At 50.4% G+C, this 24,432-nt stretch carries 27 protein-coding genes and 1 pseudogene; 24 read left to right on the forward strand and 4 right to left on the reverse strand.

Annotated features, from left to right (window positions below):
• The 3 genes from HPY90_RS11385 to HPY90_RS11395 form a co-directional block, all read right to left on the reverse strand.
• The coding region (locus HPY90_RS11385) for an SSO2105 N-terminal domain-containing protein (RefSeq protein WP_287194566.1) at window positions 1-1,362 on the reverse strand (1,362 nt) is incomplete at its 3' end.
• Window positions 1,340-1,933, reverse strand: coding sequence for an IS607 family transposase (locus tag HPY90_RS11390; RefSeq protein WP_287194592.1), 594 nt, complete (start codon window positions 1,931-1,933; stop codon window positions 1,340-1,342). The genes HPY90_RS11390 and HPY90_RS11385, both read right to left, overlap by 23 nt.
• 173 nt (window positions 1,934-2,106) lie before the next feature.
• A complete protein-coding gene (locus tag HPY90_RS11395) occupies window positions 2,107-2,475 on the reverse strand; it encodes a hypothetical protein (protein WP_287194594.1) in 369 nt (122 codons plus the stop codon).
• Between the two features lie 437 nt (window positions 2,476-2,912).
• Here HPY90_RS11395 and HPY90_RS11400 point away from each other — a divergent pair, with 437 nt between their 5' ends.
• From HPY90_RS11400 to HPY90_RS11460, 13 genes are all read left to right on the forward strand, one after another.
• A complete protein-coding gene (locus HPY90_RS11400) occupies window positions 2,913-3,620 on the forward strand; it encodes a ZIP family metal transporter (protein WP_013175392.1) in 708 nt (235 codons plus the stop codon).
• 76 nt (window positions 3,621-3,696) lie between these two features.
• Complete coding sequence (locus tag HPY90_RS11405; RefSeq protein WP_287194597.1) at window positions 3,697-4,140, forward strand: DMT family transporter; 444 nt, start codon at window positions 3,697-3,699, stop codon at window positions 4,138-4,140.
• Between the two features lie 105 nt (window positions 4,141-4,245).
• On the forward strand, window positions 4,246-4,623 hold the full coding sequence (queD, locus tag HPY90_RS11410) for a 6-carboxytetrahydropterin synthase QueD (protein WP_013175390.1): 378 nt from the start codon (window positions 4,246-4,248) through the stop codon (window positions 4,621-4,623).
• Window positions 4,620-5,273 carry a 7-cyano-7-deazaguanine synthase QueC gene (gene queC / locus HPY90_RS11415; RefSeq protein WP_287194600.1) on the forward strand — a complete coding sequence of 218 codons (654 nt, stop codon included), beginning with the start codon at window positions 4,620-4,622 and terminating at the stop codon, window positions 5,271-5,273. Before queD ends, queC begins: the two co-directional genes overlap by 4 nt.
• Before the next feature lie 258 nt (window positions 5,274-5,531).
• A complete protein-coding gene (locus tag HPY90_RS11420) occupies window positions 5,532-6,092 on the forward strand; it encodes a DUF366 family protein (protein ID WP_287194602.1) in 561 nt (186 codons plus the stop codon).
• On the forward strand, window positions 6,089-6,820 hold the full coding sequence (locus HPY90_RS11425; RefSeq protein ID WP_287194604.1) for a 7-carboxy-7-deazaguanine synthase QueE: 732 nt from the start codon (window positions 6,089-6,091) through the stop codon (window positions 6,818-6,820). The genes HPY90_RS11420 and HPY90_RS11425 overlap by 4 nt, the downstream gene beginning before the upstream one ends.
• A 31-nt stretch (window positions 6,821-6,851) precedes the next feature.
• Window positions 6,852-7,418: a GTP cyclohydrolase I FolE gene (folE, locus tag HPY90_RS11430; protein WP_013175386.1), complete on the forward strand. Its 567-nt coding sequence runs from the start codon at window positions 6,852-6,854 to the stop codon at window positions 7,416-7,418.
• A gap of 28 nt (window positions 7,419-7,446) precedes the next feature.
• On the forward strand, window positions 7,447-7,632 hold the full coding sequence (locus HPY90_RS11435; RefSeq protein WP_013175385.1) for a YpmA family protein: 186 nt from the start codon (window positions 7,447-7,449) through the stop codon (window positions 7,630-7,632).
• A gap of 17 nt (window positions 7,633-7,649) precedes the next feature.
• Window positions 7,650-8,195 (forward strand): signal peptidase I, encoded by a 546-nt coding sequence (gene lepB, locus HPY90_RS11440; protein WP_013175384.1) that lies wholly within the window; start codon window positions 7,650-7,652, stop codon window positions 8,193-8,195.
• Entirely contained in the window at window positions 8,192-8,968 is a 777-nt protein-coding gene (surE, locus tag HPY90_RS11445; protein ID WP_287194608.1) for a 5'/3'-nucleotidase SurE, read from the forward strand. Before lepB ends, surE begins: the two co-directional genes overlap by 4 nt.
• Window positions 8,969-8,986: 18 nt before the next feature.
• Window positions 8,987-9,244, forward strand: coding sequence for a hypothetical protein (locus HPY90_RS11450; RefSeq protein ID WP_287194610.1), 258 nt, complete (start codon window positions 8,987-8,989; stop codon window positions 9,242-9,244).
• A gap of 60 nt (window positions 9,245-9,304) precedes the next feature.
• Window positions 9,305-11,323 (forward strand): elongation factor G, encoded by a 2,019-nt coding sequence (fusA, locus tag HPY90_RS11455; RefSeq protein WP_013175381.1) that lies wholly within the window; start codon window positions 9,305-9,307, stop codon window positions 11,321-11,323.
• Window positions 11,324-11,362: 39 nt separating this feature from the next.
• On the forward strand, window positions 11,363-12,187 hold the full coding sequence (locus tag HPY90_RS11460) for an arginase family protein (protein ID WP_287194612.1): 825 nt from the start codon (window positions 11,363-11,365) through the stop codon (window positions 12,185-12,187).
• Between the two features lie 125 nt (window positions 12,188-12,312).
• Here HPY90_RS11460 and HPY90_RS16170 read toward each other — a convergent pair whose 3' ends face one another.
• Window positions 12,313-12,654 (reverse strand): DUF1540 domain-containing protein, encoded by a 342-nt coding sequence (locus HPY90_RS16170; RefSeq protein ID WP_353733659.1) that lies wholly within the window; start codon window positions 12,652-12,654, stop codon window positions 12,313-12,315.
• Between the two features lie 326 nt (window positions 12,655-12,980).
• Here HPY90_RS16170 and HPY90_RS11465 point away from each other — a divergent pair, with 326 nt between their 5' ends.
• The 11 genes and pseudogenes from HPY90_RS11465 to HPY90_RS11515 all read left to right on the forward strand — a co-directional run bounded on the left by HPY90_RS11465 (window position 12,981) and on the right by HPY90_RS11515 (window position 24,218).
• Window positions 12,981-14,774, forward strand: a complete 1,794-nt coding sequence (locus HPY90_RS11465) for a sigma-54-dependent Fis family transcriptional regulator (RefSeq protein ID WP_287194614.1) — start codon at window positions 12,981-12,983, stop codon at window positions 14,772-14,774.
• Between the two features lie 244 nt (window positions 14,775-15,018).
• A complete protein-coding gene (locus tag HPY90_RS11470) occupies window positions 15,019-15,618 on the forward strand; it encodes a 4Fe-4S dicluster domain-containing protein (protein ID WP_013175377.1) in 600 nt (199 codons plus the stop codon).
• Window positions 15,611-16,552, forward strand: a complete 942-nt coding sequence (locus tag HPY90_RS11475) for a CoB--CoM heterodisulfide reductase iron-sulfur subunit B family protein (RefSeq protein ID WP_287194617.1) — start codon at window positions 15,611-15,613, stop codon at window positions 16,550-16,552. The genes HPY90_RS11470 and HPY90_RS11475 overlap by 8 nt, the downstream gene beginning before the upstream one ends.
• Window positions 16,553-16,555: 3 nt before the next feature.
• Window positions 16,556-17,590: an FAD-dependent oxidoreductase gene (locus tag HPY90_RS11480; protein WP_287194619.1), complete on the forward strand. Its 1,035-nt coding sequence runs from the start codon at window positions 16,556-16,558 to the stop codon at window positions 17,588-17,590.
• 30 nt (window positions 17,591-17,620) lie between these two features.
• A complete protein-coding gene (locus HPY90_RS11485) occupies window positions 17,621-18,178 on the forward strand; it encodes a 4Fe-4S dicluster domain-containing protein (RefSeq protein ID WP_287194620.1) in 558 nt (185 codons plus the stop codon).
• Window positions 18,179-18,182: 4 nt separating this feature from the next.
• Window positions 18,183-19,037, forward strand: a complete 855-nt coding sequence (locus HPY90_RS11490) for a CoB--CoM heterodisulfide reductase iron-sulfur subunit B family protein (RefSeq protein WP_287194621.1) — start codon at window positions 18,183-18,185, stop codon at window positions 19,035-19,037.
• Between the two features lie 275 nt (window positions 19,038-19,312).
• A complete protein-coding gene (locus tag HPY90_RS11495; protein WP_287194623.1) occupies window positions 19,313-20,314 on the forward strand; it encodes a CoA transferase subunit A in 1,002 nt (333 codons plus the stop codon).
• A 31-nt stretch (window positions 20,315-20,345) separates the two neighbouring features.
• Window positions 20,346-21,140 (forward strand): CoA-transferase subunit beta, encoded by a 795-nt coding sequence (locus tag HPY90_RS11500; RefSeq protein WP_273698822.1) that lies wholly within the window; start codon window positions 20,346-20,348, stop codon window positions 21,138-21,140.
• Window positions 21,141-21,260: 120 nt separating this feature from the next.
• Window positions 21,261-22,580 (forward strand): MFS transporter, encoded by a 1,320-nt coding sequence (locus HPY90_RS11505; protein WP_287194625.1) that lies wholly within the window; start codon window positions 21,261-21,263, stop codon window positions 22,578-22,580.
• Window positions 22,581-22,638: 58 nt separating this feature from the next.
• Window positions 22,639-23,463 (forward strand): annotated as a pseudogene (locus HPY90_RS11510) (CoA transferase subunit A).
• Window positions 23,464-23,465: 2 nt separating this feature from the next.
• On the forward strand, window positions 23,466-24,218 hold the full coding sequence (locus HPY90_RS11515; RefSeq protein WP_013175367.1) for a CoA-transferase subunit beta: 753 nt from the start codon (window positions 23,466-23,468) through the stop codon (window positions 24,216-24,218).
• Window positions 24,219-24,432: the final 214 nt, after the last annotated feature.

Here is a 24,432-nt window from a genome sequence, read left to right on the forward strand (position 1 = left end):
CTTAACACCTACACCTTCTTTGAAGGCTTTACGGATGACAGTCTCGACCATCTTCTTGAACGGAAAATTGACCGCCATGCGGTTGAATTTCCGGTCGGTGTCAAAACGGTCTTTGCCGAAGTCCAGGTTCTCTAAAGCGATGGGTTTGCCTAAAGTTCTAGCTGTGTCCACCACTGCTTTGGCAAGCACGCCATTTAAGTACTTGCGCCGGAAACCACGAGTGTAAGCCAGCTCGGTCACCTTGATGTAGAGAAACCCGTTCGGGTGCATGGTTATCAGAAATTCCCCGTCAAATTTGTGCAGTGCTTTCGGGTAGGGTACGGTGAAACCTTGCGGCCAGGGTTCCGGTTGACCGGTGTAACCAACGTTGGCCAGCGCTGCTCCGTCGGGATTGGTGTCTACACCCAGGTAACCCCGGTTGGGGTTGGTCACTAAAACGGGGGCTGTAACGGCAAAGGTGATGTGCACCCTATACCGGCTGTCTTTACATTTTATCAGCTCTACAGTGTAAGGCGCGCCTGATAAGAGCAACTCCATCACTTTTTGCCGGTGCTTCTCAGGCAGCCAGAGCTTACCAGTTACCCTAGGTGCCCTGGTCATTATAGGTCTACCCTTCTTATCTGTCCCTTTCTGCTCGGACAGGTGAGAGATAGTCACAGACAGGGTAAACTTTCCATTATGCCAACTTATTTTGATATTCGGGTTGCCTCCTTTAGTTTCGTCGCCGCGGGCGTATAGCCTATCCCGCCGGGCCTGCCGCCATTCTTCTCTCGAAACCCTACCTCTACACACTCGCTTCCACTGAGAACAGCCTCCGAAAATTACTTTTGGTATGGTGCCGTTGTCCTGGTGGACCTTTAGCTCGTCCAGCTTGTCAGCCAGTTTTTTTACCCTGGCTTTGCGGCCGTGTACGGTGTGCTTACAGTCCTCGATTTTGGCCGGATTGTTTGCTTTAACAGCCCTGTCCAGGTCTTTTTCTGCCCAACTGAGTTTCTTCTTGGCGCGGGCCAGTTTTGTTTCCGTCTCTTCCATTTCCAGTGTCAGCAACTCTTTTTGCGATTCAATAACGACCTTGGCCTTCAGTATGGCGTCGTCGCAAAAACGAGAGTTTATCCCAAATAACTCCTGGCCTTTCCTTTTGAGCTCTTCCCGGGATTTGTCTTCCTGTAACCGGTTGAATGCCCAGCGAGTACAGGAACAGAACAGCCGCATCTCGGTGTCTAACGGGTTCTCCATCCCGCGGCTCCACTTTTGAGAGCGGAAGGCTGGGTAGACTTCCGGGAAAAATTCGCCGCACACGGTGTAGCTTATGTCGCCGCCAGTCTTAGTCAGCTTCTTTTTATTGTTCTTCTGTTTTTTCACCCCGAGATGCCTCCGCTATCAGTTCCCGAAAACCCTGCCTGATCTTCTTCCCACCTCTGGCGCCATACAACCGGGCTGAAAAAGACGTGACTATTGCTAATAGGTCCCTGACTAATTCGGATTGTGCCTCTTCCGGCTCTTTTTCAGCTATGGCTACGATCTCTACGCCACAGTACCTTAAATGCCGCTCAATGTACGAATACCCGAACCGGGCCAGCCGGTCGGGATATTCGAGAATTAGTTTTTTATACTCACCCCGCTCGGCCAGTTTGAGCACGTTTGTCAGACCGCGGCGTTTTTGGTTTAAACCGCTGGCTACGTCCGTTAATTCCGCTTTGACGTTAAATTTGCGTTCTCGGGCATATTGGCGCAACCGTTCCATCTGCCGGTCCAGGTTGCCAGCGTCGGCCTGCTTTTGAGTGGATACCCGGGCGTAAAGCACAACTGCTTCTTGACTATCAGTTAATCGACCGGACTGCAAAAGCCTGTTGAGTTCGTCCATGGAATACCGACGCTGACCGCCGGGTAAACGGACAGGCTTAATCAAGCCTTTTTTGTTAAGTTTTATCAAGGTTTGTCAGCAATAAGGTAGCTGTTACGTGCCTCCTTAGCGCCTTGTCGCTTGCCAAATTGCTATCTTGTTTCTACTATAATACGTTTACTAGAACAAGAAAGCAACTAACCCTGGATTCAAGTCCAGGGTTAGCAAACGTTAACGACAACGATTTGGGAACGATAAGCTTCTTAGGCCAGGAGTCTAACTGGTCCATGTTTATCGGCTCCATTTCTTTCTTCATATTGCGTAACCAGCTTTATTATGGAGCTAAGTTTTCCATCCAGACAAGCCTTACTTGACAGTATTTCGTGGATAGCTTCTTCGAGGTGCTTTGCTTTCAATATCCAGGCCAGACGTGCTGCGTTTTCTGGCGGGATATCATCCATATCGCCTAAGAACCTGCTAAGGGCTAATGCCTTCTGTTTAAACCTCTCATAGTTCTCAGGACCGTAACAATCCTGACGGTCAGTGCACCCCAGACATCCAGGATGATAACTGGGGTTGAGGTAGCAACTCATCATGATCCCTGAATAAAAGTCGGTTTCCCAATACTTCATGTTTTTTCCCTCCCTCGCCATAAACAAGAACCTGCTAAACTTATTTCTGTTTTAAATGAAGCCATGGATGCCAAAGGAAATAATAACTAGAATGTTAAAGGAATCGAAAGATGTGCGCTGGATAAAAGCTGCGTGGTTGAGCCATTCGCGTTTCGAATGTTGCCTTCTCCCTCTAGGGGCGGGCCCGTATACCCGTCACAAACATCGCCTCCCTTCCCAACATTGCTCCATGTGGCGTGCCACTTTAGCTACGCCAGCTCTCTTTAACAGGATGAAGATAGTTTGATTCTATTCACTTTCATTATAAGACAGCGGGGAAGACTTGCCAGCTCTTTTGGAAGTAATTCAACCACTTTTGGTGGCACCGGTTCCGGTTTACCTGGACTAAATCGTTATTCTTAGCCATAGATATTAAGAAAACGACAGGGGTTCGGTGTGTGAATTCGAATTGTCTAGTATGGAGCGTGGCGGCAGGCGCCGGCACCCTGCTGGGGACGATCCTGGTATTAGTACGAAAGGAGTGGGGCGACCGCGGAGTTGCTTTCTTTTTGGGTTTGGCCGCGGGGGTGATGTTGGCGGTAGTTGCCTTAGATCTCGTGCCTTCAATACTAGTAGGGGGCACGTGGCGGGAGGGGCTACTGGGGCTGGCATCGGGAGGATTCTCCCTTGCCTGGGCCGATACCTTGTTTCAGGGTGAGGCATCGTCGTCGAACTGGGCAGCATTGGGATACCTGGTCATGTTAGGTATCGCCTTACACGATTTTCCCGAAGGAATAGCCATTGCTCTGGGTACAAGGCTTAAAGTTAGAACGGGAATGGCTATAGCTATGGGCGTGGGAATCCACAACATCCCAGAGGGCATGGCAATGGCAGTTCCCTTACTTAATGGAGGGGTAAGCCGGGTCAGGGTTCTTTTACAGGTATTGCTGGTAGCCACCATAACACCTTTGGGGACCATCGCTGGGCAAGCCGCTATTGCCTTTTTTCCCGCTTTCCTTCCGTTTTTGCTGGGAGTTGCGGCTGGGGCTATGTTGTACCTAGTCTTTTATCATCTTATTCCCGGTGCTTTACGTTTGCGAACCAGAGCCAGCCATCTAGGTTTTTGGCTGGGAGTCGGAATGATTGTGGTTGTTACGTATATCTGATACCTCCAGTGAAAGACTAGGAAGTGAAACTTTTAAAACCTAAGTCGATTAGGCAAAAGAAAGGGAACGGCTCGACGTGATTAAGTGGTTGTATATGGCAGTAGCCTTATTGGCTGGAGCAGCGATGGCTGTGCAGGGTACAATAAACGCTGCCTTGGGTAAGGTAGTGGGACTTTGGGAGTCTACGTTCATCGTTCACGTTATTGGAACTGTAGCCGTCTTAGCCGTAATATTACTGGGAGGCATAGGATTCGGCGGTTTAGTTAAAGCGGGACAAGCCCCTTGGTACGTATACATGGGTGGACTACTGAATGTCGTTATAATCTACGCCGTGGCCCGTAGCATTCCGCAAGTCGGGGTAGCAAACGCTACTACCGCAATCGTTGTTGCTCAGACACTGACTGCAGTCCTCATCGACCACTTAGGCTTGATGGGGGTCAAAAAATCCCCTTTCGCTTACACGGACATCATAGGCGTGGCGCTTATGGCAGTTGCCGCTCGTGTTTTGATTAACAAGTGATACGCCCTTTTCATAAGTAGGCGCGGGTTAAATTTGGTACGATATTATTGGAGTTTGGTATGGGATACATGATAGAATTTAAACATCTTAAGGGTGGAGGGTACCATGTATCAGGTTACAGTACAGGTGGAGATCGCCGCAGCCCATCAGTTGCGAGATTACGAAGGTGAATGTGCCCGGGTTCACGGCCACACTTGGCAGATTGAGGTTACCGTGAGGGGCAACGATCTCGATCCGCAGGGGATGCTCATAGATTTTCGAAAACTGAAACAACTTGTTAATCTGGTCGTGGCCGGCTATGATCATTCATTGTTAAACGATGTGCCCCCTTTTGACCGGGTCACTCCCACAGCCGAAAATTTGGCAAAGAAGATATTCGAGGACATCGAGGCTCGGTTAGAGGCTCCGGGAGTAATTCTTGAAAAGGTAACCGTGCGCGAGTCTCCGCGAGCGTGGGCCACTTTCAGGAGGGATGGACAATGATGAAGGCAATTACTCTTCTTTCTGGCGGTTTAGATTCTACCTTGTGTACGGTTTTGGCTTTAAGGGATATGGAGGTTATTTTAGCACTGACCGTGGATTACGGGCAAAAAGCGAGGACTCGGGAGGTCGAATCTGCCGGTCGTATAGCGGCTTTCTACAACATACCCCACAGGGTGGTCGAAGCGGGATTCTTGCGAACTTTTGCTTCCGGGCTGACCCGAGCGGAAAGGTCCACGAGGAGCAGCCGTGAAGTATGGGTTCCCAACCGCAACGGCCTTTTTATCAATATCGCCGCCTGCTATGCGGAGGAAATGGGAGCCGAAGCCGTACTGGTCGGTTTTAACCGTGAGGAAGCGGTTGATTTTCCCGACAACAGCCCGGATTTCGTGTCTGCGGTTAATCGTAGCCTTTCTTACTCGACCCGCAATCAGGTTCGGGTCATCTCTTATACCATGGAAATGGACAAGACCGAGATGTTAAGAGAAGCCATCCGTCTCGGCATACCCCTGGATTACACCTGGAGTTGTTACGAGGACGGGCCAAGTCCTTGCGGGGTTTGTGCTTCGTGCCGCTTGCTGGCTAAGGCTAGGGAGAATCTCGATTTAAGAACCACAGATGAACACAGACCCGGCACTCAGCTCAAGCCTTGATAGATGAATATCGTTATCAAGAGAAGCTGGCACGTTGCACAATTTCGGCCAGCTAAGTGCCGGGCTGATTAGCACAGATTAGTTTTTAGACGCTGATTAACGCTGATTTTGGCTGATTTTAATACTGAGAAATGCGTTACAGCGTCTTCAGGTGAAGAAGCTACATTATGTTCATTTTTGTCTCGTTTTCTGTATGTCAGTGTTTATCTGTGAACATCAGTGTGAATCTGTGGCTACAAGGAGAAAGCGGGGAGGAAAATGGAGACGAGGTTTATCGAAGAGAGGATTACATATGATGGGAGCCAGTTGTCACCACACTGGATTTATCGGAATTTCTCTATTCTGGGCGATGCTGTTGTGAGCTTTACTGGGGAGTGCCGGGTGGAGTTGTCGCATATGGTGGATTTGGTCGATGTGAAGTCGGGCCAGTGGATATACAGTCCTCTTATGCTGCATTTCATCGTCGAAAAATTTGATACGGATCTGGAAAGAGCGGTTTTGCGGCAGAGAATGCTGATAACTATAATCAAAGAGTGGTTGGAAGAGAGGCTTACGTCAAGGGTGATACGGCGAGGCGATGATCTTTTTGTGGGGGAAGGCAAGTTGTCGGTTTCAATCGCTACTGTCTCGCTGGCTTCCACTCTCATTCATGTCGGCCTAAACATTGATACCGAGGGTACCCCGGTTAAAACCGTGGGCTTGAAAGATCTTGGTATAATAGATGCTAGGCAGATGGCCCAAGACGTGATGAGCCGGTTCAGGGAAGAGATGATGGGGATTTATCTTGCAAGATGTAAAGTGAGAGGAGTCGGGCTGTGAAAGCCTATTTGTCAGAGATTACGGAGAGCATACAGGGAGAAGGCACCCTGGCCGGAAGCAGGCAGATATTTTTAAGGTTTTGCGGGTGTAATCTTAGATGTCCGTATTGTGATACTGTGGGGAGCTTATCTAAAACCCCATCTTGCAAGATTTTTTTGAAGCCGGGCTCGAAAAACGATTTTCGTGAGTATGCCAATCCTCTTTCAATTTCTGATGTTGTGAAGGCTATTGCGAACTTTGATACCCGGTGGGTTAGTCTCACTGGAGGAGAACCCTTGCTTTGGGCCGATTATTTAAAAAGGTTAGCTCCTATATTGGTGAGCAAGGGTTACAGGATACTACTGGAAACAAATGGCACCCTGGTCGAAAACCTGGTCGATATCCTTGAATTCACCGCTGTCATAAGTATGGATTTCAAATTGCCCAGTGCGATTGGCATCGATCTGTTCCCGGTTCACAAGCGTTTCTTGGAGCTTGCTGCTTACCGCCCGGTTTACGTCAAGGTTGTAGTGACTCCTTCAACCGAACCTTGGGAGATAGGAGAAGTTGCTCGGATAATTGCAGAAGTTGACGCCACTATACCTTTGGTCTTGCAGCCAGTCAGCTTGGTCACCAGCCAGGTAGCTGTACAAGCTGAGAAGTTGTTTGACCTGCAGCTCGATGCTTTAAAGCACCTAGAGGACGTGAGGGTTATTCCTCAAATACATAAGTATTTAAGGGTTACCTGATTGAAGCAGCGTTTGGGAAGGAAGATGAGTCATGGACATCGAAAAAATTGAAAAGGCAGTTCGAATGATCATCGAAGCCATAGGGGAGGACAAGGATCGAGAGGGGTTGCGCGATACTCCCCGGCGGGTAGCTCGTATGTATGCTGAGCTTTTCAGCGGGATTGAGGAGGACCCGAGCAAACATTTGCAGGTGCTGTTCACGGAACACCATGATGAGTTGGTTCTTATCAAAGACATCCCTTTGTATTCTATGTGTGAGCACCATCTATTGCCTTTTTACGGCAAGGCTCACGTGGCTTATATACCCCGGAAGGGCCGCATTACCGGGCTAAGCAAGCTGGTGAGGGTGGTAGAAGGTTTTGCCAAAAGACCCCAGCTGCAAGAGAGGTTAACCAGCCAGATTGCCGATTCCATCATGGAGAGATTACAGCCATGGGGAGTAGCGGTCGTAATCGAGGCCGAACACATGTGCATGACCATGCGAGGGGTCAACAAACCCGGTTCTATGACGGTAACTTCCGCGGTACGCGGGATATTCGAGACTAACCCGGCCTCCAGAGCCGAGGCTTTTGCTTTGATCAAGGGGCCGATTAGGTAACGCCATTGTGGAGCAGGAGGATTGGGAAGTGAATAATAATCAAGGGGAGCAAAACGGTCTCCAACTTATAGCCCGCAAGACTTTCCGGGCCAACGATGAACTAGTTAAGGTCGTAGATTTTCTCAACAAGCACTTAAAAGACAGGAAAGTGCTTTTCGGCCTCACCAAAGACCGCGACGGGCAAGAGATGACTATCAACATCTACGAAATATAGAACAGGAGGAAGATTTCATGGGGAGAGAATTGCGGGGCATTGTTAGGGAATTCGTCAGCATAATTATAATTTCGTTTTTGTTGGCCATGGTTCTGAGGGCCTTCGTTATCGAAGGTCGGGAAATACCCAGCGGATCCATGATACCTACTCTGCAGATTGGGGACAAGGTGTTGCTCAACAAGTTTATATACCACTTCAAAAAACCGGTCAGAGGGGATATAGTGGTTTTTACGCCCCCAGAGGAACTAGGGCAGGAAGGGCCGTTTATCAAGCGGGTTATAGGGCTTCCCGGGGAAACCGTGGAGGTAAGGGATGGAAAGGTGTTTATTAACGGAGTGGCGTTGAAAGAACCTTACCTGGCTGAACCGCCGATGTACGATTATGGACCGGTGGTTGTTCCGGAAGGGTGCCTTTTTGTTATGGGAGACAACAGAAACAGCAGCTTTGACAGTCACCGATGGAATGCTTGGCTGAGGGAGGATCATCTTATGGGAAAGGCTTTCATGATATACTGGCCACCTAGTCGTATCATGTTGCTACCGCGGGGGGTATCTGCTGAGTGAGGATTCTTTTGACCAATGACGACGGCATCGATTCTCCCGGAATTTTGGCTGTGCTACGCGAATTGGAAAAAATGGGCGAGGTATATGTGGTGGCTCCGGACCGGGAAAGGAGCGGAACAGGCCATTCTATAACGGTTTTTAGCCCTATCAAAGCGCAAAGGGTCGAGGTTCCAGGTTCAAGCGCTTTGGCCTGGGTTATCGACGGCACCCCGGCCGATTGTGTCAAACTGGGGATCAGCGCTTTAATCCCGAAAACCCCGGATTACGTGGTATCTGGAGTTAACCGGGGAGCAAACCTGGGTACAGATGTACTGTACTCCGGTACTGTTTCCGCCGCCTTAGAAGGGGTCATTATGGGTTTTCCTTCGGTGGCAGTGTCACTCGATTCTTTTAATCCCAACGAGGATTTTTCTTTTGCTGCCCGTTTTACCCGGCTGGTCTTGCGGATTTTACACAGAGAAGGTGTCGGCAAGGACATAATCCTCAACATTAATGTGCCTTGCCTTCCCCGTTCTGAGATAAGGGGTATACGCATTACCAAGCTCGGGGTCAGGCGATACGAAAACCTTTTTGAGGAGAGAAAGGATCCCCGCGGTAATTCTTATTACTGGCTGGGGGGAGAAGTTATAAGAGAAGAGCAGGATCCCGACAGCGATGTAGCGGCTGTCAACCAAGGGTATATATCGATTACGCCCATTCACTTTGATTTGACGGATTACCAGCTTATCGAGGATTTTAGACGTCGCTTTCAACCTTACATCGATATCAGCTAAGCTATAGGAGATGTTGTAGTGTTATTTGGATTGCAGTTGATAGTGAATATTCTGGTTTTCTTGCTACTGTTCAATTTGAACTGGTTGTTCGAGAAAGGGAAAAACCCCGACTACGCCGGCGGACCTTCATCCAAGTCGGTGCTTATCCCCGTGATTCTTGGAACTGTCCTGACTTTATTGGATGTACTGAGGATCCAGTTTTTGGTTCAGTTGGCCGTGTTGGCAGTCCTAGCAGTGGTGCTATACTGGGTTTTTTCTATTTTCACTCGCAAGTAGATCAGTTATAATTAATGGGATTTTGGAAATTCCTTATAGATAGGCAAGGAGGGAATGTTTGTGAATGTTTACCCCACGGAAAAGATACGAAACGTAGCCATCATCGCCCACGGAGGGGCGGGAAAGACCTCCCTGACTGAGGCTATGCTTTACCAGACTGGAGCCATCAAGAGGCTCGGCCGGGTGGATGACGGAAACACCACTGCAGACTTTTATCCTGAGGAGATAAAGCGCAAAATTACTATTAATACTACCCTGGTTCCCTGCGAATACAGGGGATTAAAGATAAACGTGCTCGACACCCCAGGTTTTGCCGATTTCGCCGGTGAAGTCAAAGGAGCGCTGCGGGTAGCAGACAGCGTGATCGTAGTCCTTTCTGCTGTTGCCGGTGTCGAGGTTCAGACCGAGATTTACTGGGAAGAATGTGGGGATTTACCTCGTATAGCGTTTATCAATAAGATGGACAGGGAGAACGCTTCTTTTGAAAAAGCCCTGGAAGAGATGAGAGAAAAATTTTCCCAGCCCATAGTGCCACTTCAGATCCCGATTGGGGCTGAAGCCAATTTTAAGGGTGTAGTGGACCTGATCAAAATGAGGGCTTTGTTGTTTGAGCCCGGAACCGGAAAGATGACCGAAGCTGAGATACCTGCGGAGCTTGCGGACCAGGTTGAAGCTTATAAGGAGCAGATCGTCGAGGCTGCAGCTGAAGGCGATGATGAGCTTTTGAACAAGTACCTGGAAGGGGAGGAACTTACCGACGAGGAAATCCAGCGGGGGATAAAGGGCGCTGCGACTAACGGTACCGCTGTGTTCGTTTTTTGTGGTTCGGCCTTGAACAACATGGGAATCCAGCCCATGATGGATTTCATAGTCGATTGCATGCCTGATCCTAGCCATCATTCCGATGTCAAGGGCAAAGACGTGAGTGCAGAACCCTTGGCCGCTTTGGTGTTCAAGACTATCGCCGACCCTTATATAGGGCGCCTCAATTTCTTCCGGGTCTTCACCGGAACCATGAAGGCCGATTCCGTGGTTTACAACGCCAATAAGGAAAAAGAGGAGAGGATCGGCAACCTTCTGGTGATGCGCGGCAAGGAACAGTTCGCGGTTCCCGAACTGAAAGCGGGGGATATAGCCGCTGTTGCCAAGTTGTCGGTTACCACTACCGGGGACACGCTCACGGATAAGGCCCGACCTGTCATTCTCAAAGGAATTGAATTCCCACAGCCTACCCTGGCGATGGCGATAGAGCCGAAGAGCAAAGGGGACGAAGACAAGCTCTCCAGTGCTTTACAGCGGCTGATGGAAGAAGATCCTACTATTACTATGGAAAAGAACACCGAGACCCGACAGACTATCCTGAAGACTATGGGCGAAACGCATACAGATATAATCGTAGAACGATTAAAGAGCAAATTTGGCGTGGATGTCGGCACCACCGAGATGAAGATACCCTACCGCGAAACCATACGGGCAATGGTTCAGGTAGAAGGAAAGCACAAGAAACAAACCGGCGGGCACGGTCAGTACGGGCATGTATGGCTGAAACTCGAGCCGCTGCCCGATGCCGAGTTTGCCTTTGAGGAGTCGGTATTCGGGGGAGCGGTACCGCGTAACTTCTTCCCGGCAGTTGAAAAAGGCGTGCGGGAGGCCATGACCGAGGGGGTTCTTGCAGGGTACCCGGTTACGAACGTTAAGGTCACGCTCTATGATGGTTCTTACCACCCTGTGGATTCGTCCGAAATGTCGTTCAAACTGGCGGCTATTCTGGCTTTCCGCAAGGGCATGGAACAGGCAAAGCCGGTACTGCTTGAACCGATAATGAATGTCGAGGTTTTGATTCCGGAACAGTACCTGGGGGACATCATAGGTGACTTGAACAGTAAGAGGGGCCGGGTTCTGGGCATGGAGCCACAAGGGAAGAACCAGTTGGTGAAAGCCCAGGTGCCCCTGGCGGAGATGGCCCGCTACAGCATTGACCTGAAGTCAATTACCCAGGGCAGGGGCAAGTTCCAGATGTCTTTCTCTCATTACGAAGAGGTACCCGCTAACATAGCGGAAAAAATAGCCAAGAAATAGTACGGTTGGCCCCTGGGGCGGGTAGAGGAGGCTTGTGGAATGAAGGCTGGAGTCTGGTATCATCCTGATTTTTCCCTGAGGGGGCACTCGGTGCTTCGGGATCGGGTTGAGCCTGCCTTCAATGCCATAACCGACCTGATCGAAGCTGGCAAGATAGGGTTATTCACCCCCGCGATTACTCAAGAAACAGAAGAACTGTTAAACCAGTGCCACAGCGCAAGACATATAGCTATGGTCAAAGCTGAACACTATCATGATGTTGCTCTTTTGTCGGCAGCGGGAGTAGTGGAAGCAGCAGAACGTTTGGCGACCGGGGATTTGGAATTTGCTTTCTGCTTCGTGGGGGCAGCGGGTCACCACGCCGGGTACGACAGGTTTTGGGGCTTTTGCTATTACAATGACGCGGTAATGGCTATAAGAAAGCTTCGGGCTCTCGGGATCAAGAGAGTGATGATAATAGATGTGGACCCGCACTTCGGCGATGGTACTAGGGACTTGATCGGCGCTGATCCGGACGTCATTCACGTTAACTTCCATTCCGGGAGTTGGCGCATAGTAGAAGATCCGGAGCTCAACAACTACGACATCGGGCTGGGAAGTGGCGGAGACAGCGATTTCATCGATGCTCTAAACCGGGTGTTGTCGAGATCTTGGGATTACGAGATTTTGATGATCATATTCGGACATGATTCTCATATTCTCGATTACGGAGGATTTGCGCTTACCGAGATATCGTTCAAACATTTGGCCGAGGCCATCAAGGAATTCGCGGCAGGCAAGCCGGTCTTGTTTATTCTATCGGGCGGAGCCAACCCCGAGGTTGCAAAAACGGTTATTCCCATGGTTATTAAGACCTTTTTATAATGTTGGCCGGGCAACGACACTATAAAGGTTCTGGTAACAGCAGGCCAGCACGGAAACCGAATTGGAGGTCTAAACCTGCACCAGACTGTAGAGTTGGTGCAGGTTTAGTATTGATCCGAACATTTCTAGGCCGGTTCGAACATGTCACATTCAGTATCAGAATGGCGTTGAGCGGTACTACCCATTATTTTGATATTGTCGGCCTCACAGTATCCGTCTCGGTTATGCCGGCATTGCCGCACGCTACATAGGACTTCAGGATTGGCCGAACCCTGGGTGAGGGAGCTGGTAGTGTGTTGGGGGAGGATCTTCATTTCTGGTCCTTCCACGGAGGACCGCAGGGTGAAGGTAGAACAACTAGCATCGGGGCCAGACGATACTACTTCGATGGTGTCAGCGGAGCAGCTGTTGCCCGGCACCCAGTACGCGCAAGTATTAACCATGCATTCGGTCATTGTTCTCGACATTAGCTTGACCCCTTTCTTTTTCTTATTATTGTGCTCCGAAAACGAGCCACAGATGCACACACGCCCAACGCACAGAGGGACGGTTCTCTTGTGTTACTGGGATTTACTCTTTTCTCTTAGCCTCCTGAGCATGCTTAACGTGCCTTTTTTTCTTTTGGCACGATACAATCGTCCCCCCGTGTTTTTGGTTCTTTAGCACAGGAGAACCGTCCCCCTGTGTTTTGTGAAAGATTTCATTTTCTGTCGCTTTTACCGGTTGTAATGTTACAAGAATCGTTATATCATAATCATGCTGGTGCAGGCCTGAGCGAAAGGAGGCGAGTTCGATGCCCGTATTGAGAATCAGCGAGCTTCAGGTAGGCGAAGCAATGACAAAGCGCTTTGGCACCGCTTCTCCCCACGAGACCTTGGAGCAGGTTATCGCTGCCATGCTGCAGAACCGGTGGGAAGAGGTCGTAGTGGTTGAAGGTAACGGCAAGCTGCTAGGATTGGTAACGAAAGAGCACTTAGTGCGCATTTTGTCGGATGGCTTGCCTCAAGACAAACCTATAATCGACGTATGTCACCGAAATGTTTTCACTACTACGACTACGGAAGACCTGGTTCTTGCCCGTGACGTTATGAGGGAGCACCATATAGGCCGGTTGCCTGTACTTGATGAGACAGGGACTGTAGTCGGTATATTGACTGCCAAAGACGTCTGCAATGGTTTTTCCGACAAATTGGAGGTAATTGGGCGTCATATGCAGGCGGTTATGGATAATATAACTGAAGCGATTCAGGTTGTGGACTGCTTCGGTGTAATAACTTACTGGAACAAGGCAGCGGAAAGAATGTTTGGGCTCAAGGCGGACGATGTAGTTGGCAAACGCCTTAAAGAGATATATGATGACGGCTTAATAGAGAGCGTTCTGAAAGAGGCCAAATCGCAGCGCAATGTTCTTGCTGAACTTAAACCCCAGCAGTATGCGATCAGGAATGCAGTTCCCGTTATTACGCCGGCAGGGGATGTCATCGGGGTGGTGTGTACCACTCAAGATGTTACCCAGACCATGAGTTTGCTGGATAGATTGCACTACGCTAATTCAAAGGTGAAGAAGCTGGAAAAAAGGGTTCGCCAAAGCGAGCCCAGTTCGGAAGATGTTTTTTACACTGCTGATAAGTTTACTTTGAGGGTCTTGCAACAGGCTCGCAAAGTCGCAGCCACTGATGCTACTGTTCTTATTCAAGGAGAAAGCGGGACCGGCAAGGAACTGTTGGCCCGGGTTATTTACCAAAACAGTAAGCGTTCTAACCGTCCTTTCGTGGAGATCAACTGCAGCGCTATCCCAGAGACTCTCTTTGAAAGTGAGATGTTCGGGTACGAGTCCGGATCATTTACCGGGGCCAAGCGGGAGGGAAAGCCGGGGAAGTTCGAGCTGGCCCACGACGGAACTATTTTCCTGGATGAGATTGGCGAGCTGCCTCTGGAGATGCAGGCCAAGCTGTTGCGGGTTATTCAGGAAGGCCGGTTTTATCGTGTGGGCGGAACTAATCCGATCGAGGTCAATGTGCGTTTAATAGCGGCCACTAACCGCAACTTACACGAAATGGTGTCGGAGGGTCGGTTCAGAGAGGACTTATTCTATCGGCTTAACGTGGTTACCCTTGAGATTCCTCCCCTGCGAGAACGAAAAGGGGATATACCAGGTCTGGTGGCAAGGTTTATAAACGAACTGGCGACAGACTATGACCGGGAAGTTGATGGCATAGATGATGAGGCACTGGATGTTTTAGTCGATTATGATTGGCCGGGTAATGTCCGTCAATTACGTAACGTTCTCGAGAGTATAATAATACTGATGGAAGGAAACTTAATAACCCTCCATTCGCTGGAGGAAGCGGGGGTAATGGATATGTTGAGGCCGGGGAACAACGGTTCGAGAACTAAGGATAAGGAAGTATTGATGGCGGGAGAGGTCCTGGAAGAGGCGGTGGCCAAGACCGAGAGGGATGTCATCATGAGAGCTTTGGAGGAGTGCGGTTACAACAAGGCGAGAACGGCAGAGATGCTGGGGATTCCCCGTAGCACTTTGTATTATAAACTGCGGACTTTAGGGATACCCAGTATCTCCGACTAGAAAATCAAGCCTACCGATGTCAATTCAAGTGTCAGTTTATTAGACAGGTGTCCAATAAACTGACACTTTTATTTTGACAGGTTGAGTTTTGGTTTTTTGCACAACGCTGAGACGGCAGGCTGTTTGGCAGTGTGCCACCTCAGCTCTTTTTTGTCTAGGTTGGCACGCATATTGCAACGCTAACATAACGGAAGTGGTAATTGTGAAATACATAACCTAAAGAACTCAAGACAGAGGAGCGTTGATGGCTGTGCCCAGAGAAAGCGACACCCAGTGGGTGCAGGGACTAGACAGAATAGTGGATAGGTATAACTTGGTAGGCAACCTCGATGCCTGCTTGACCTGTGGAAAGTGCGTGGGAAACTGCCCGGTGGCGGCTATCACCCCTTCCTATAACCCAAGACAGATCATCCGGGATGTCCTTATGGGCAATCTGTCTCGCCTGGTTCAGAGTGAAGAGATATGGCGCTGCTTTTGGTGTGCTAACTGTTACAGGGTATGCCCGAGCGACATACACTACCCGTTACTGATGATGCAGATACGCTACAAGGCCATCGAACACAACTTCGGGCTTAAATACGTGCTGCCTTTCAAGCGTTTTGCTTTGAAAGCCCGCGAAGACGCGATGACCTTTGTTCCGGGTGCTAAGGGCAAGGAAAGAGTTATGAAGATTCGTAGCGAAGCAGGAATGACCCCCTGGCCGGAGGTTTCGGACAAAGCCAGAAGCGAGTACCAGGCTCTTTTCGATTTGACCGGTACCACAGAGTGGCTCGAGGCTCTGGATGAAAGCAAGGAAAAACCTGTGGAGTTCAAGTACCGGGAAGGAAGGATAATTTATGAATAAAGCTAGAGTGATTCCGGTAGAAAAAAGGATACCCGAGATTCCAGAAAAGATATTCCTGTTTCGCAGTTGTACCGGAAGTCTCGAGTATCCCGGTACCGAAAATGCAATCAAAGAGATAATGAAGATTTTGGGTATTGAAGTAGTAATGGATCCGGACCAGACATGTTGTTCCGGGTATCTCCTGACCTGTTCTGGGTACTTGCCAGAAGTGTCACTGGCGGCTACCGCTCGAAACTTGGCCTTAGTAGAAGCCAAGGGGCTGGATACCTACGTCTTTTGTAACGGGTGTTTCGGGTATAATAAGGAGCTTTCACATATTCTTCTGCATAATCCGGATTATCTCAAAATGGCGAACGATCTTATTGGACGGTGGGGCTACGAGTATAAGGGACGGACAAACATCTTTCACGTTCAGGAATTATACTACCGTTTAAAAGACCGGATTGCTTCAAAAGTGGTACGCCCTTTGAATGGACTGCGGGTGGCCGCCCATTACGGGTGTCACTACCTGGCCCAGCAGTACGAAATCCTTGACGACGGCGATCTGCCAACTTTCCACGAAGAATTGTTTGAAATCTTGGGAGCTACCCCTGTTACGTATAAGGAGGGAAGGGCCTGCTGTGGCTATTCGGTGGGAAGGGGATTTACCCACCGAGAAGAAGTGGTGCAGCCTCACCTGGGCAAGAAACTGAGAAGTGCTAAAGAAGCGGGCGTAGAACTCATAACCACGGTTTGTCCAGGGTGTAACGTGGCTCTAGACAGGGAACAACCCAACCTGGCCAAGAACGGTCATGGAGAAATCAATATTCCGGTTATCGACCTAGGTCAACTCATAGCGTTAGCGCTTGGAGTACCGGTAGAAAAGCTCGGTTTCAAAGCCAATACTGTACCGCTTAACGGGGTACTGGAAAAACTTGGACTGAAAGGAGTCTAGTTTATGGAGAGCACAGGCAAAACGGCTCTAGTAATTGGAGGAGGCCCGGCAGGTATAGAAGCAGCTGTCAAAATTGGCCAAGCCGGTCATGATGTGATTTTGGTGGAGAGGGAGTCAGTTTTGGGAGGACGCCTGAATCTTCTGGCAGGGACCTTTCCACGCAACGAGGATACTTCGGCCATGTTGGCCAATAGCCTGAGGCTCATTGAGGAAAGCGGAAAAGTCGTGGTCAAAACCGGAACAACGGTTGTCGGGGGGCAGCGCGACGGTGAAGGCTTCAGAGTAAGTTTGAAACAGACCGCAGATGATACGGTTGCAGATGTAAACGTAGACGCGGTCGTGATAGCTACCGGTTTTGACTACTTTGACCTGTCGGCTTACGGAGAATATGGCTACGGGACATATAACGGGGTTGTAAGTGCGGTTGAATTCGAGGGAATGCTGAAGGGATGGCGCCAGTTAGGATATCGCCAAAACATACCCAAGGCCATAGCGTTTTTCAAGTGTGTGGGATCCAGGGACCGGTCAAAAGGCTACCCGTACTGTTCTAAGATTTGCTGCATGTATACCGCTAAACAAGCGGCTATGGTGAAGGAACTCTCGCCAACCACTGCTTGCTATGTCTTCTACATGGATATCCGGGCAGCAGGCAAAGGATACGAGGAGTTTGTGCGCCGGGCAATTGAGGACAAGAAGGTTAGATACGTTAGGGGTAGGCCGGCCAAGGTGATACCCGACGCGGGACGGCTGTTAATCCGAGCGGAAGATACGCTTATGGGTAACCCGATTGAAATAAGGGTAGACATGATCGTTTTGGCGGGAGCGGCAGTGGCGAGGAAGGAAACGGTAGAGCTTGCGAAGATGTTCGGTGCGAAGACAGATGAGTACGGGTTCTTGGAAGATGACGGCATGAGCCCGGTAAGAAGCGCGGATAGGGTCTTCTTTGCCGGTGGAAGCGGGTTCCCTGTTGATATACCGGGGGCGCGAGAGCAGGGAGCGGCTGCGGCTGCGGAAGTCATAGCCCTGTTTTCCCGGTAAGCAGCCGTGTGAAATTAGGAGGGGAAAGGGATGCCGATTCAGCTGGATGCTACCAGCTCGACGTTACAAGAACAAATTGAAAATGACTGCCGGGTCGACCTGAGTTGCTGTTACGAGTGTGGTAAGTGCTCGGGTGGATGTTCGACGGCCTACCTTATGGACTACACGCCGCGGCAAGTGATTCAGCTTATAAAACTAGGAGCCAAAGAAGCGTTGTTGCAGAGCAAGGCGATTTGGGTCTGCGTGAGCTGCCACCTGTGTCAGGACCGGTGCCCGGCAGCCATTGATATACCTAGGATCATGGATTACCTGCGAGAAATGAGCTGTGGCGAAGGACTCGTATCGGAAACCAACCATGTGTTTTTGTTCAATAAGCTGATGTTGGATCAAGTGTTTAAGCGCGGAAGAGTGTCGGAAGCAGAACTGGCACTGAGGTTTAATCTAAAGACCGGCCAATATACAAAGGATGTCAAGCTTGGTCAGAGGCTGTTCTTTAAGGGGAAAATGATGCCGTTTGTTCCGGGAGTCAGGGACCGGCGAGCGGTAAGAAAGCTGTTCAAGTTATACAGGCCGGGGAGGGAGGGATAAGAAGATGGAGGTTGCATATTATCCCGGGTGTTCTGGCCACGGGATGTCCCGTGAATACCAACTGTCCACAGAGGTGGTCTGTCGTCACCTGGGCCTCGTCCTTCACGAGGTAGAGGATTGGAACTGTTGCGGGGCCAGCGCGGCTCATAGTTTGAATCATTCCCTGGCCTTGGAATTGAATTTTCGCAATCTGAGATTGGTGGAAAAGATGGGGCTTACTACTGTTACGACGCCGTGTGCCGGGTGTTACAGCCGGCTAAAAACGGCTGAGTCCACTCTGAAAGAAAGCATTGGGGCCAATAAGCAAAGCCCGCAAGGCTCACAGGTGGAGGCATCACATGTATTGCAGTTTCTGGTTGAGAAGGTCGGCCTCGAAACCATAGCCCAGGAGGTGAAACGGCCACTGTCAGGGCTTCGTTTGGCGGCTTACTATGGCTGTCTCTTGACCAGGCCGCGGGGGCTTACCAGGTTCGACGACCCGGAGCAGCCCAGGGTATTGGATGATTTGTTGAAAGTTCTCGGAGCGGAAACTGTCAATTGGTCCCACAAAGCTGAGTGTTGCGGCGCGGGCATGGCTGCATGCCAGACCGAGATAGTGGTCCAGCTATCTGGGAAAATATTGGAGGCTGCGAAGCAGGCGGGAGCCGAAGCAATAGTGGTCGGGTGCCCGTTATGCCAGACTAATTTGGATACCAGGCAGTCACTGGTAGAGGCCGAGCGCGGAGTCAGGTATGGGTTGCCGATAATGTATTTCACCCAGTTGATGGGTCTTGCGTTCGGACACTCGGTTAAGGAATTGGGCCTGAACAAGTTGTTAACATCACCGTTTCCTTTGTTGAGAGCGAAGGGGTTATATTAGAATTCATATCCCCAGGGACTGGTCTCGTAGAGTTTCGGTCTTGGGGATCTGAAGCATAGAAAATGCGAAAGCATGTGAAATATTGCGCCAGGGAGGTGAGCAGGAAGCACGTTGAAAAGCCCGGACGCACTCCACACGGGAAAGGAGGTAAAAAAAAGCCGGGTTTAGCCCGGCCCCACAAGGTAACAATACTTTAAAATAAGCTCCCAGACTTATTCTAATTCCCCCGCATTGATTGAGCAAACAGTAAAAAAAACGAGAAGGAGGGAAACCCGTTGCGTAACAAGCTGATATCGATGCAAGAGGCTGTAAAGAAGTACACGTGGGACGGAATGACTTACGCCCACGGTGGGGCCTTGCCAGTAGGATCTGATTCCATCGCCTTTGGGCGGGAAATGGTAAAGCAAGGAAGAAAGGACCTTAACCTGATATCCAACTGTAATACCCAGCAGTCCAACCTCTTGGCCGCAGTGGGGGCCGTTCGCAGGATCGAAGTAGGATTCAGCGGTTTGGAGGTCTATGGGTTTGCCAACGGTTTGAGAAGAGCGGTGGAAACCGGACAAACTATTCTTGAAGACTACTCCAACGGAGCTATCCCGCTAAGGCTTCTGGGCGGAGCCTTAAACTGGCCCTTCATACCGGCTACCGTAAACGTCGGCTGCGACCAGCAGTGGTGTTGGGCAGACAAGCCGGACGAGTATCCGGCCCAGAATAAGACTCCTGAGATTATTGACCCCTTTACCGGCAAAAAGTGTTGGGCGTTCCCAGTTATAAAGCCCGACGTAGCAGTGATCCACGTTACCATGGCCGATATCTACGGAAACGCCATTATGCTGGGGACGGAATGGAGCCGTTACGAATTGTCGAGAGCTGCTAAGCAAGTTGTGTTGCAGGCCGACTTCATAGTGGACACAGACTGCATGAGACAGTTTCCGAACCTGGTCAGAATCCCGGGCGAAGTGGTCAATGCCGTAGTCTACTGGCCGCTGGGAGTTTGGCCAGCCTGCTCCACCGGGGTGTATGACAGCGACGAAGAGCACATGTTCTACATGAACAAGGCCTTGGCAACCCCTGAGGGCACCGAGGAATACCTGCAGAAGTACGTCTACAGCTACAACACCAGGGAAGAATATTTAGAGGTCATCGGTAAAGAAAAGATCGAAAAACTCACCGACACTCCTACCGCCTTTTTGATGGATCCGTACCGGAAATGGATCAAGAGCGACGAAGAAATCGCTGAGCTGGAAAAGGCAGCTCAGGCCGAGAGCGGGCAATAAGGTGTAAGGACTTAAGAAGGGAGGTTACGAGATGGATTACAGTAGACAGGAATTCATGGCAATAGTAACCGGAAGGGAACTGCGCGATGGTGAACTGGCCATATTCGGTGTAGGCTTGAGTATGCTTGCCGGGTATTTTGCGATTAAAAACCACGCTCCTAATCTGATGGCTTTTACCGAGGGCGGAGTTTTCGGCTCAACTCCGGTAGGAGGACTCCCTTGGGGCATTGAGTGCAACCGTATTTCCGCGAACGCAACCAGCTTTACCAATGCCATTGACGCTCTTGGTTGCCTGGTTGCTTCCGGTCGTTGCGATGTGGGGATAATCGGGGCAGCTCAAATCGATAAGTACGGCAATGTTAATACGACCGGAATCTGGGATCCAGACCAGGTGCCGTGGAAAGTCGGGAGGTACACCTTACCGCGGGTACGTCTGAACGGCAGCGGGGGAGCGAACGAGATCGCGGTTGGATGCAAGCGTTATATCATCATGGTAACCCACGAAAAGAAACGTTTCGTAGATAAGGTAGACTACATCTCCTCTCCCGGTTATATCAACGGCGGTAACGACCGTGAGAAGTACGGTTTCCCAGGCGGAGGGCCCTCTGCCATAATTACGACGTTAGGCATTTTGCGCCCGGATCCTGTTAGTAAAGAGTTTTATCTAGATGCCTACTTCCCCTATGCAACCATCGACGAAATCAAAGCAAATACCGGATGGGAATTAAAGGTATCACCCGACGTAAAAGTTATTCCGGAACCCACAGAACAAGAACTAGCAAATCTCCGGGCAGTAGACGTAACCGGCTCGCTCCGTAAGAAGTAAGGGACTCTGTTAACCTCAAGGCAAAAGCAGGAATAAGCCCCGGGCGGGTCGGGGGAATCCCCCCCTCCTCCCGGCCTACAGCCCGGGGTCCTGCAAATTAATTCAGAGAGGAGAGTCTGTATGGCGGAAATCATATCGGAAGCAAAAGGCGTAACCAAGGCGATGATTCAAAAAACCCTGTCTTACCGGTACATCATATACCTGGTAGTGGCTCTGGCTTATTTCTTCGTGTATTTCCACCGCACTTCGGCAGCCGTGATGGCTCCGGAACTGACTAAAGCCTTTAACATCGCTCCCACGGCCTTGGGATTGTTCGGATCGATGTACTTCTACGCTTACGCTTTGGGACAGTTGCCGGCCGGGATTTTGGCGGACAGGTGGGGAGCCCGCAAGACCATGGCTCTGTTCGTGTTCATTGCCGGTATCGGAGCTATTATCTTCGGAATGGCGGGCACGTTTAGCACGGCGCTTGTTGGAAGATTCCTGGTCGGGTTTGGCGTAGGTTTCGTCTATGTACCGGCTATGCGGATACTGGCTGACTGGTTCAAGAAGAACGAGTTTGCAACCTATTCGGGACTATTGCTGGCCGTGGGTAACATCGGATCTCTAGCTTCGGCTGCTCCTCTGGTAGCTCTGATGGCCGCCATCGGGTGGAGAAACTCGATGGTCTCAGTAGGCGTAATTTCGATGGTTATTGCGATTTTGGCCTATTTGTTCATAAGGAACAAGCCGCACGAAGTTGGCGGAGCCAGCATACCTGAGATTGAAGGGACCGTAGTAGCAGGATCGACGCGACCATCGCTCAGCATTGGGCAAGCCCTGGCCATAATTTCGCGGAACTACAACTTCTGGACAATATCGGTACTGTTCTTTATTCTATACGGAACCATCATGGGATTCCAGGGACTGTGGGCTGGTCCCTACCTGATGAACGTGTACGGAATGGACAAAGCAGCCGCAGGTAAGGTGTTGAGCCTTATCCCTCTAGGCATGATTTTTGGCTGCCCGCTGTCAGGGATCATTTCTGACCGGATACTGAAGAGCAGGAAGAAAGTGGTTTTTGGCGGAACCCTGATCTACCTCTTGACCTGGATACCCCTGATATGGATGACTAGTACCATGTCTCCTGCGTTCCTGAAGGTGCTGTTCTTCGTATACGGTTTCTTCGGCGGATTCTTTGTGGTAATGTATGCAAACTTGAAAGAAAATGTGGATTTACAGATCCAGGGTACAGCTACCGGTTATCTGAACGTGTTCGTATTCGTCGGTGGAGCTGTGTTCCAGCAAGTTATGGCTGCGATCATCGCGAAGTACCCGACCACGGCTGCTCAACTTATCCCTGCTACTGCCTTTAAGTCGGCTTTCCTCTTCTGCTTCGTAGCACTGATCGTTGGCTTGGTGGTCTATGCAACTCAGAAAGAAAAGAGCGCTCTGAGCTAGCTGGACTGACTGAGTGGCGGTATAAGACTGGCAATATCGTAGTAAAGGAGGTCAATTCATGAAAGAGAAAGTAGTGTCTCTGTCACAAGCCGTAGACCTGGTCAAAGATGGCATGCTGCTTGCCATCGGGGGAAACGGCATGCACCGCAATCCACTACTGTTTTCCCTGGCCCTGACTCAGAGGCCGGTGAAGGATCTCAAGGTGTGCGGTGCGGCGCTGGGAATCGCAGCAGATGTTTTGTTCGCAACGGGCCAGGCAGATACAGCTTATTTCGGATTCTTTGGGCTCGAAAATGAAGCTGGTCTGGCTCCGGGGATGCGGAAGGCTATGGAAGGGGAGGAGGAACCGAAGGCTAAAGCCATCGAAGGTTCCTGAACTGCCATAATCCACGCTCTCCGTGCGGGAGCATACGGAATCCCATTTATGCCGGTCGGCGGTATGTGGGGAAGTGATTTGGTAGGTCTTCGGCCTGAGTTCTACCAGGTAATGAAGAGCCCATTCGGCGACGAAGAAGTAGTATGTGTAAAGGCCTTAGTGCCCGATTACGCAATAATCCACGTGCAGGAAGCGGACATTTACGGAAATGCCAGGATACTAGGACCTAGTTATCAGGACCCATTGATGGCGCGGGCAGCTAAGAAGGTAATACTGACAACGGAACGGATTGTCGGCACTTACCGGATGCAGGAAGAGCCGAAACTGACGGCCATCCCTCACTTTTTGGTGGAGGCGGTAGTAGAGCTGCCGGGTGGGGCGAAACACGGGATATGCTACCCCGAGTACGTCACGGTGGACTGGGACACGCATAAAGCCTACCAGAAAGCGGTCAAGGCGGACGAGGTTCCCCAGTTTGCGGCGAAAATGCTGGAAGGGAGGCTTTAGACATGGAATATGGCAAGGACTACGGCAAAGCGGAAATGATGGCGGTAGCCATCATTCGTGAGATTCAAGACGGGGATATTGTATTCCATGGCCTGGCTTCGCCGACTCCCATGGTAGCGATGAAGGCTGCAAAGGCTCTAGGCAAAGACTTCACTTATGTCACTTTGAGTGACGGGGTTGACCACAACTGGCAAAACCCTCCGTACGTGGCATCGACTCTGACGGCTAACACCTATGAGGGTTCGGTAGCCACCTTCGGGCTGGATGAGATTTTCGACCTCTATGCTTCCGGCAAAGGCGATATAGCTTTCCTGTCCTGTCTGCAGATGGACAAGTCCGGGCGTATTGCGATGTCGGTTTTAGGCGGAAAAGACTATGACCATCCCAAGCTGAGAGGGCCAGGTGGAGCAGGGAGTGCTACTTTGACTCCTGTTACTAAGCGTACGATCATTTGGAAGCCGCAGCATGATACCAGAACTTTTGTGCCCCACGTACAGTTTGCTACCACTGCTCCGGCTGTAGATAAGCCGTTTACGGTGATAACACCCTTGTGCATTTTCAGAAAGCCGGCCGGAGAGAAGTTTCTCAAGTTAGACTGCATATTCCCGTACACTACAGTCGAAGAAGTAAAAGCGAATACGGGTTGGGAAATCGAAGAAACAGACGTACCAGTAGTGCCTCCTCCCACTGAGGAAGAACTCAAGGCATTGAAGAAGGTTGACCCCAACGGGATACTCTACTACGAGTTTAAATAACCAGCCCCTACTATACCATAGCTTGAGAGCTCATTCCTCCCCATGTACGTTCACTTTCCCAGGCAGACCTCAGAGGGTCTGCCTTTTTTTATGTGCGCCCGGCATGGGCGCTGGCTATAGGGTGGAAGTCCCGAGCGGCGAAGGTAGCAGTAGCCATTAGCCTAAGGCAAGGGTGTCCATCGCGAGGTGGAATCTGAAGGAAGCCGGCGGCAAA

It is taken from the genome of Syntrophothermus sp. (assembly GCF_013314835.1).
Lineage (GTDB): Bacteria > Bacillota > Syntrophomonadia > Syntrophomonadales > Syntrophothermaceae > Syntrophothermus > Syntrophothermus lipocalidus.

Bases quoted from the DNA above. Each gene is read 5' to 3' on its own strand.
- HPY90_RS11420 (WP_287194602.1), top strand. From the start codon at position 5,532: ATGGAGACGAGGTTTATCGAAGAGAGGATTACATATGATGGGAGCCAG.
- folE (WP_013175386.1), top strand. From the start codon at position 6,852: ATGGACATCGAAAAAATTGAAAAGGCAGTTCGAATGATCATCGAAGCC.
- HPY90_RS11480 (WP_287194619.1), top strand. From the start codon at position 16,556: ATGGAGAGCACAGGCAAAACGGCTCTAGTAATTGGAGGAGGCCCGGCA.
- lepB (WP_013175384.1), top strand. From the start codon at position 7,650: ATGGGGAGAGAATTGCGGGGCATTGTTAGGGAATTCGTCAGCATAATT.
- HPY90_RS11395 (WP_287194594.1), bottom strand. From the start codon at position 2,475: ATGAAGTATTGGGAAACCGACTTTTATTCAGGGATCATGATGAGTTGC.
- HPY90_RS11500 (WP_273698822.1), top strand. From the start codon at position 20,346: ATGGATTACAGTAGACAGGAATTCATGGCAATAGTAACCGGAAGGGAA.
- queD (WP_013175390.1), top strand. From the start codon at position 4,246: ATGTATCAGGTTACAGTACAGGTGGAGATCGCCGCAGCCCATCAGTTG.
- HPY90_RS11505 (WP_287194625.1), top strand. From the start codon at position 21,261: ATGGCGGAAATCATATCGGAAGCAAAAGGCGTAACCAAGGCGATGATT.
- HPY90_RS16170 (WP_353733659.1), bottom strand. From the start codon at position 12,654: ATGTCGAGAACAATGACCGAATGCATGGTTAATACTTGCGCGTACTGG.
- HPY90_RS11465 (WP_287194614.1), top strand. From the start codon at position 12,981: ATGCCCGTATTGAGAATCAGCGAGCTTCAGGTAGGCGAAGCAATGACA.
- HPY90_RS11460 (WP_287194612.1), top strand. From the start codon at position 11,363: ATGAAGGCTGGAGTCTGGTATCATCCTGATTTTTCCCTGAGGGGGCAC.
- queC (WP_287194600.1), top strand. From the start codon at position 4,620: ATGATGAAGGCAATTACTCTTCTTTCTGGCGGTTTAGATTCTACCTTG.
- HPY90_RS11475 (WP_287194617.1), top strand. From the start codon at position 15,611: ATGAATAAAGCTAGAGTGATTCCGGTAGAAAAAAGGATACCCGAGATT.
- HPY90_RS11485 (WP_287194620.1), top strand. From the start codon at position 17,621: ATGCCGATTCAGCTGGATGCTACCAGCTCGACGTTACAAGAACAAATT.
- HPY90_RS11470 (WP_013175377.1), top strand. From the start codon at position 15,019: ATGGCTGTGCCCAGAGAAAGCGACACCCAGTGGGTGCAGGGACTAGAC.
- HPY90_RS11490 (WP_287194621.1), top strand. From the start codon at position 18,183: ATGGAGGTTGCATATTATCCCGGGTGTTCTGGCCACGGGATGTCCCGT.
- HPY90_RS11515 (WP_013175367.1), top strand. From the start codon at position 23,466: ATGGAATATGGCAAGGACTACGGCAAAGCGGAAATGATGGCGGTAGCC.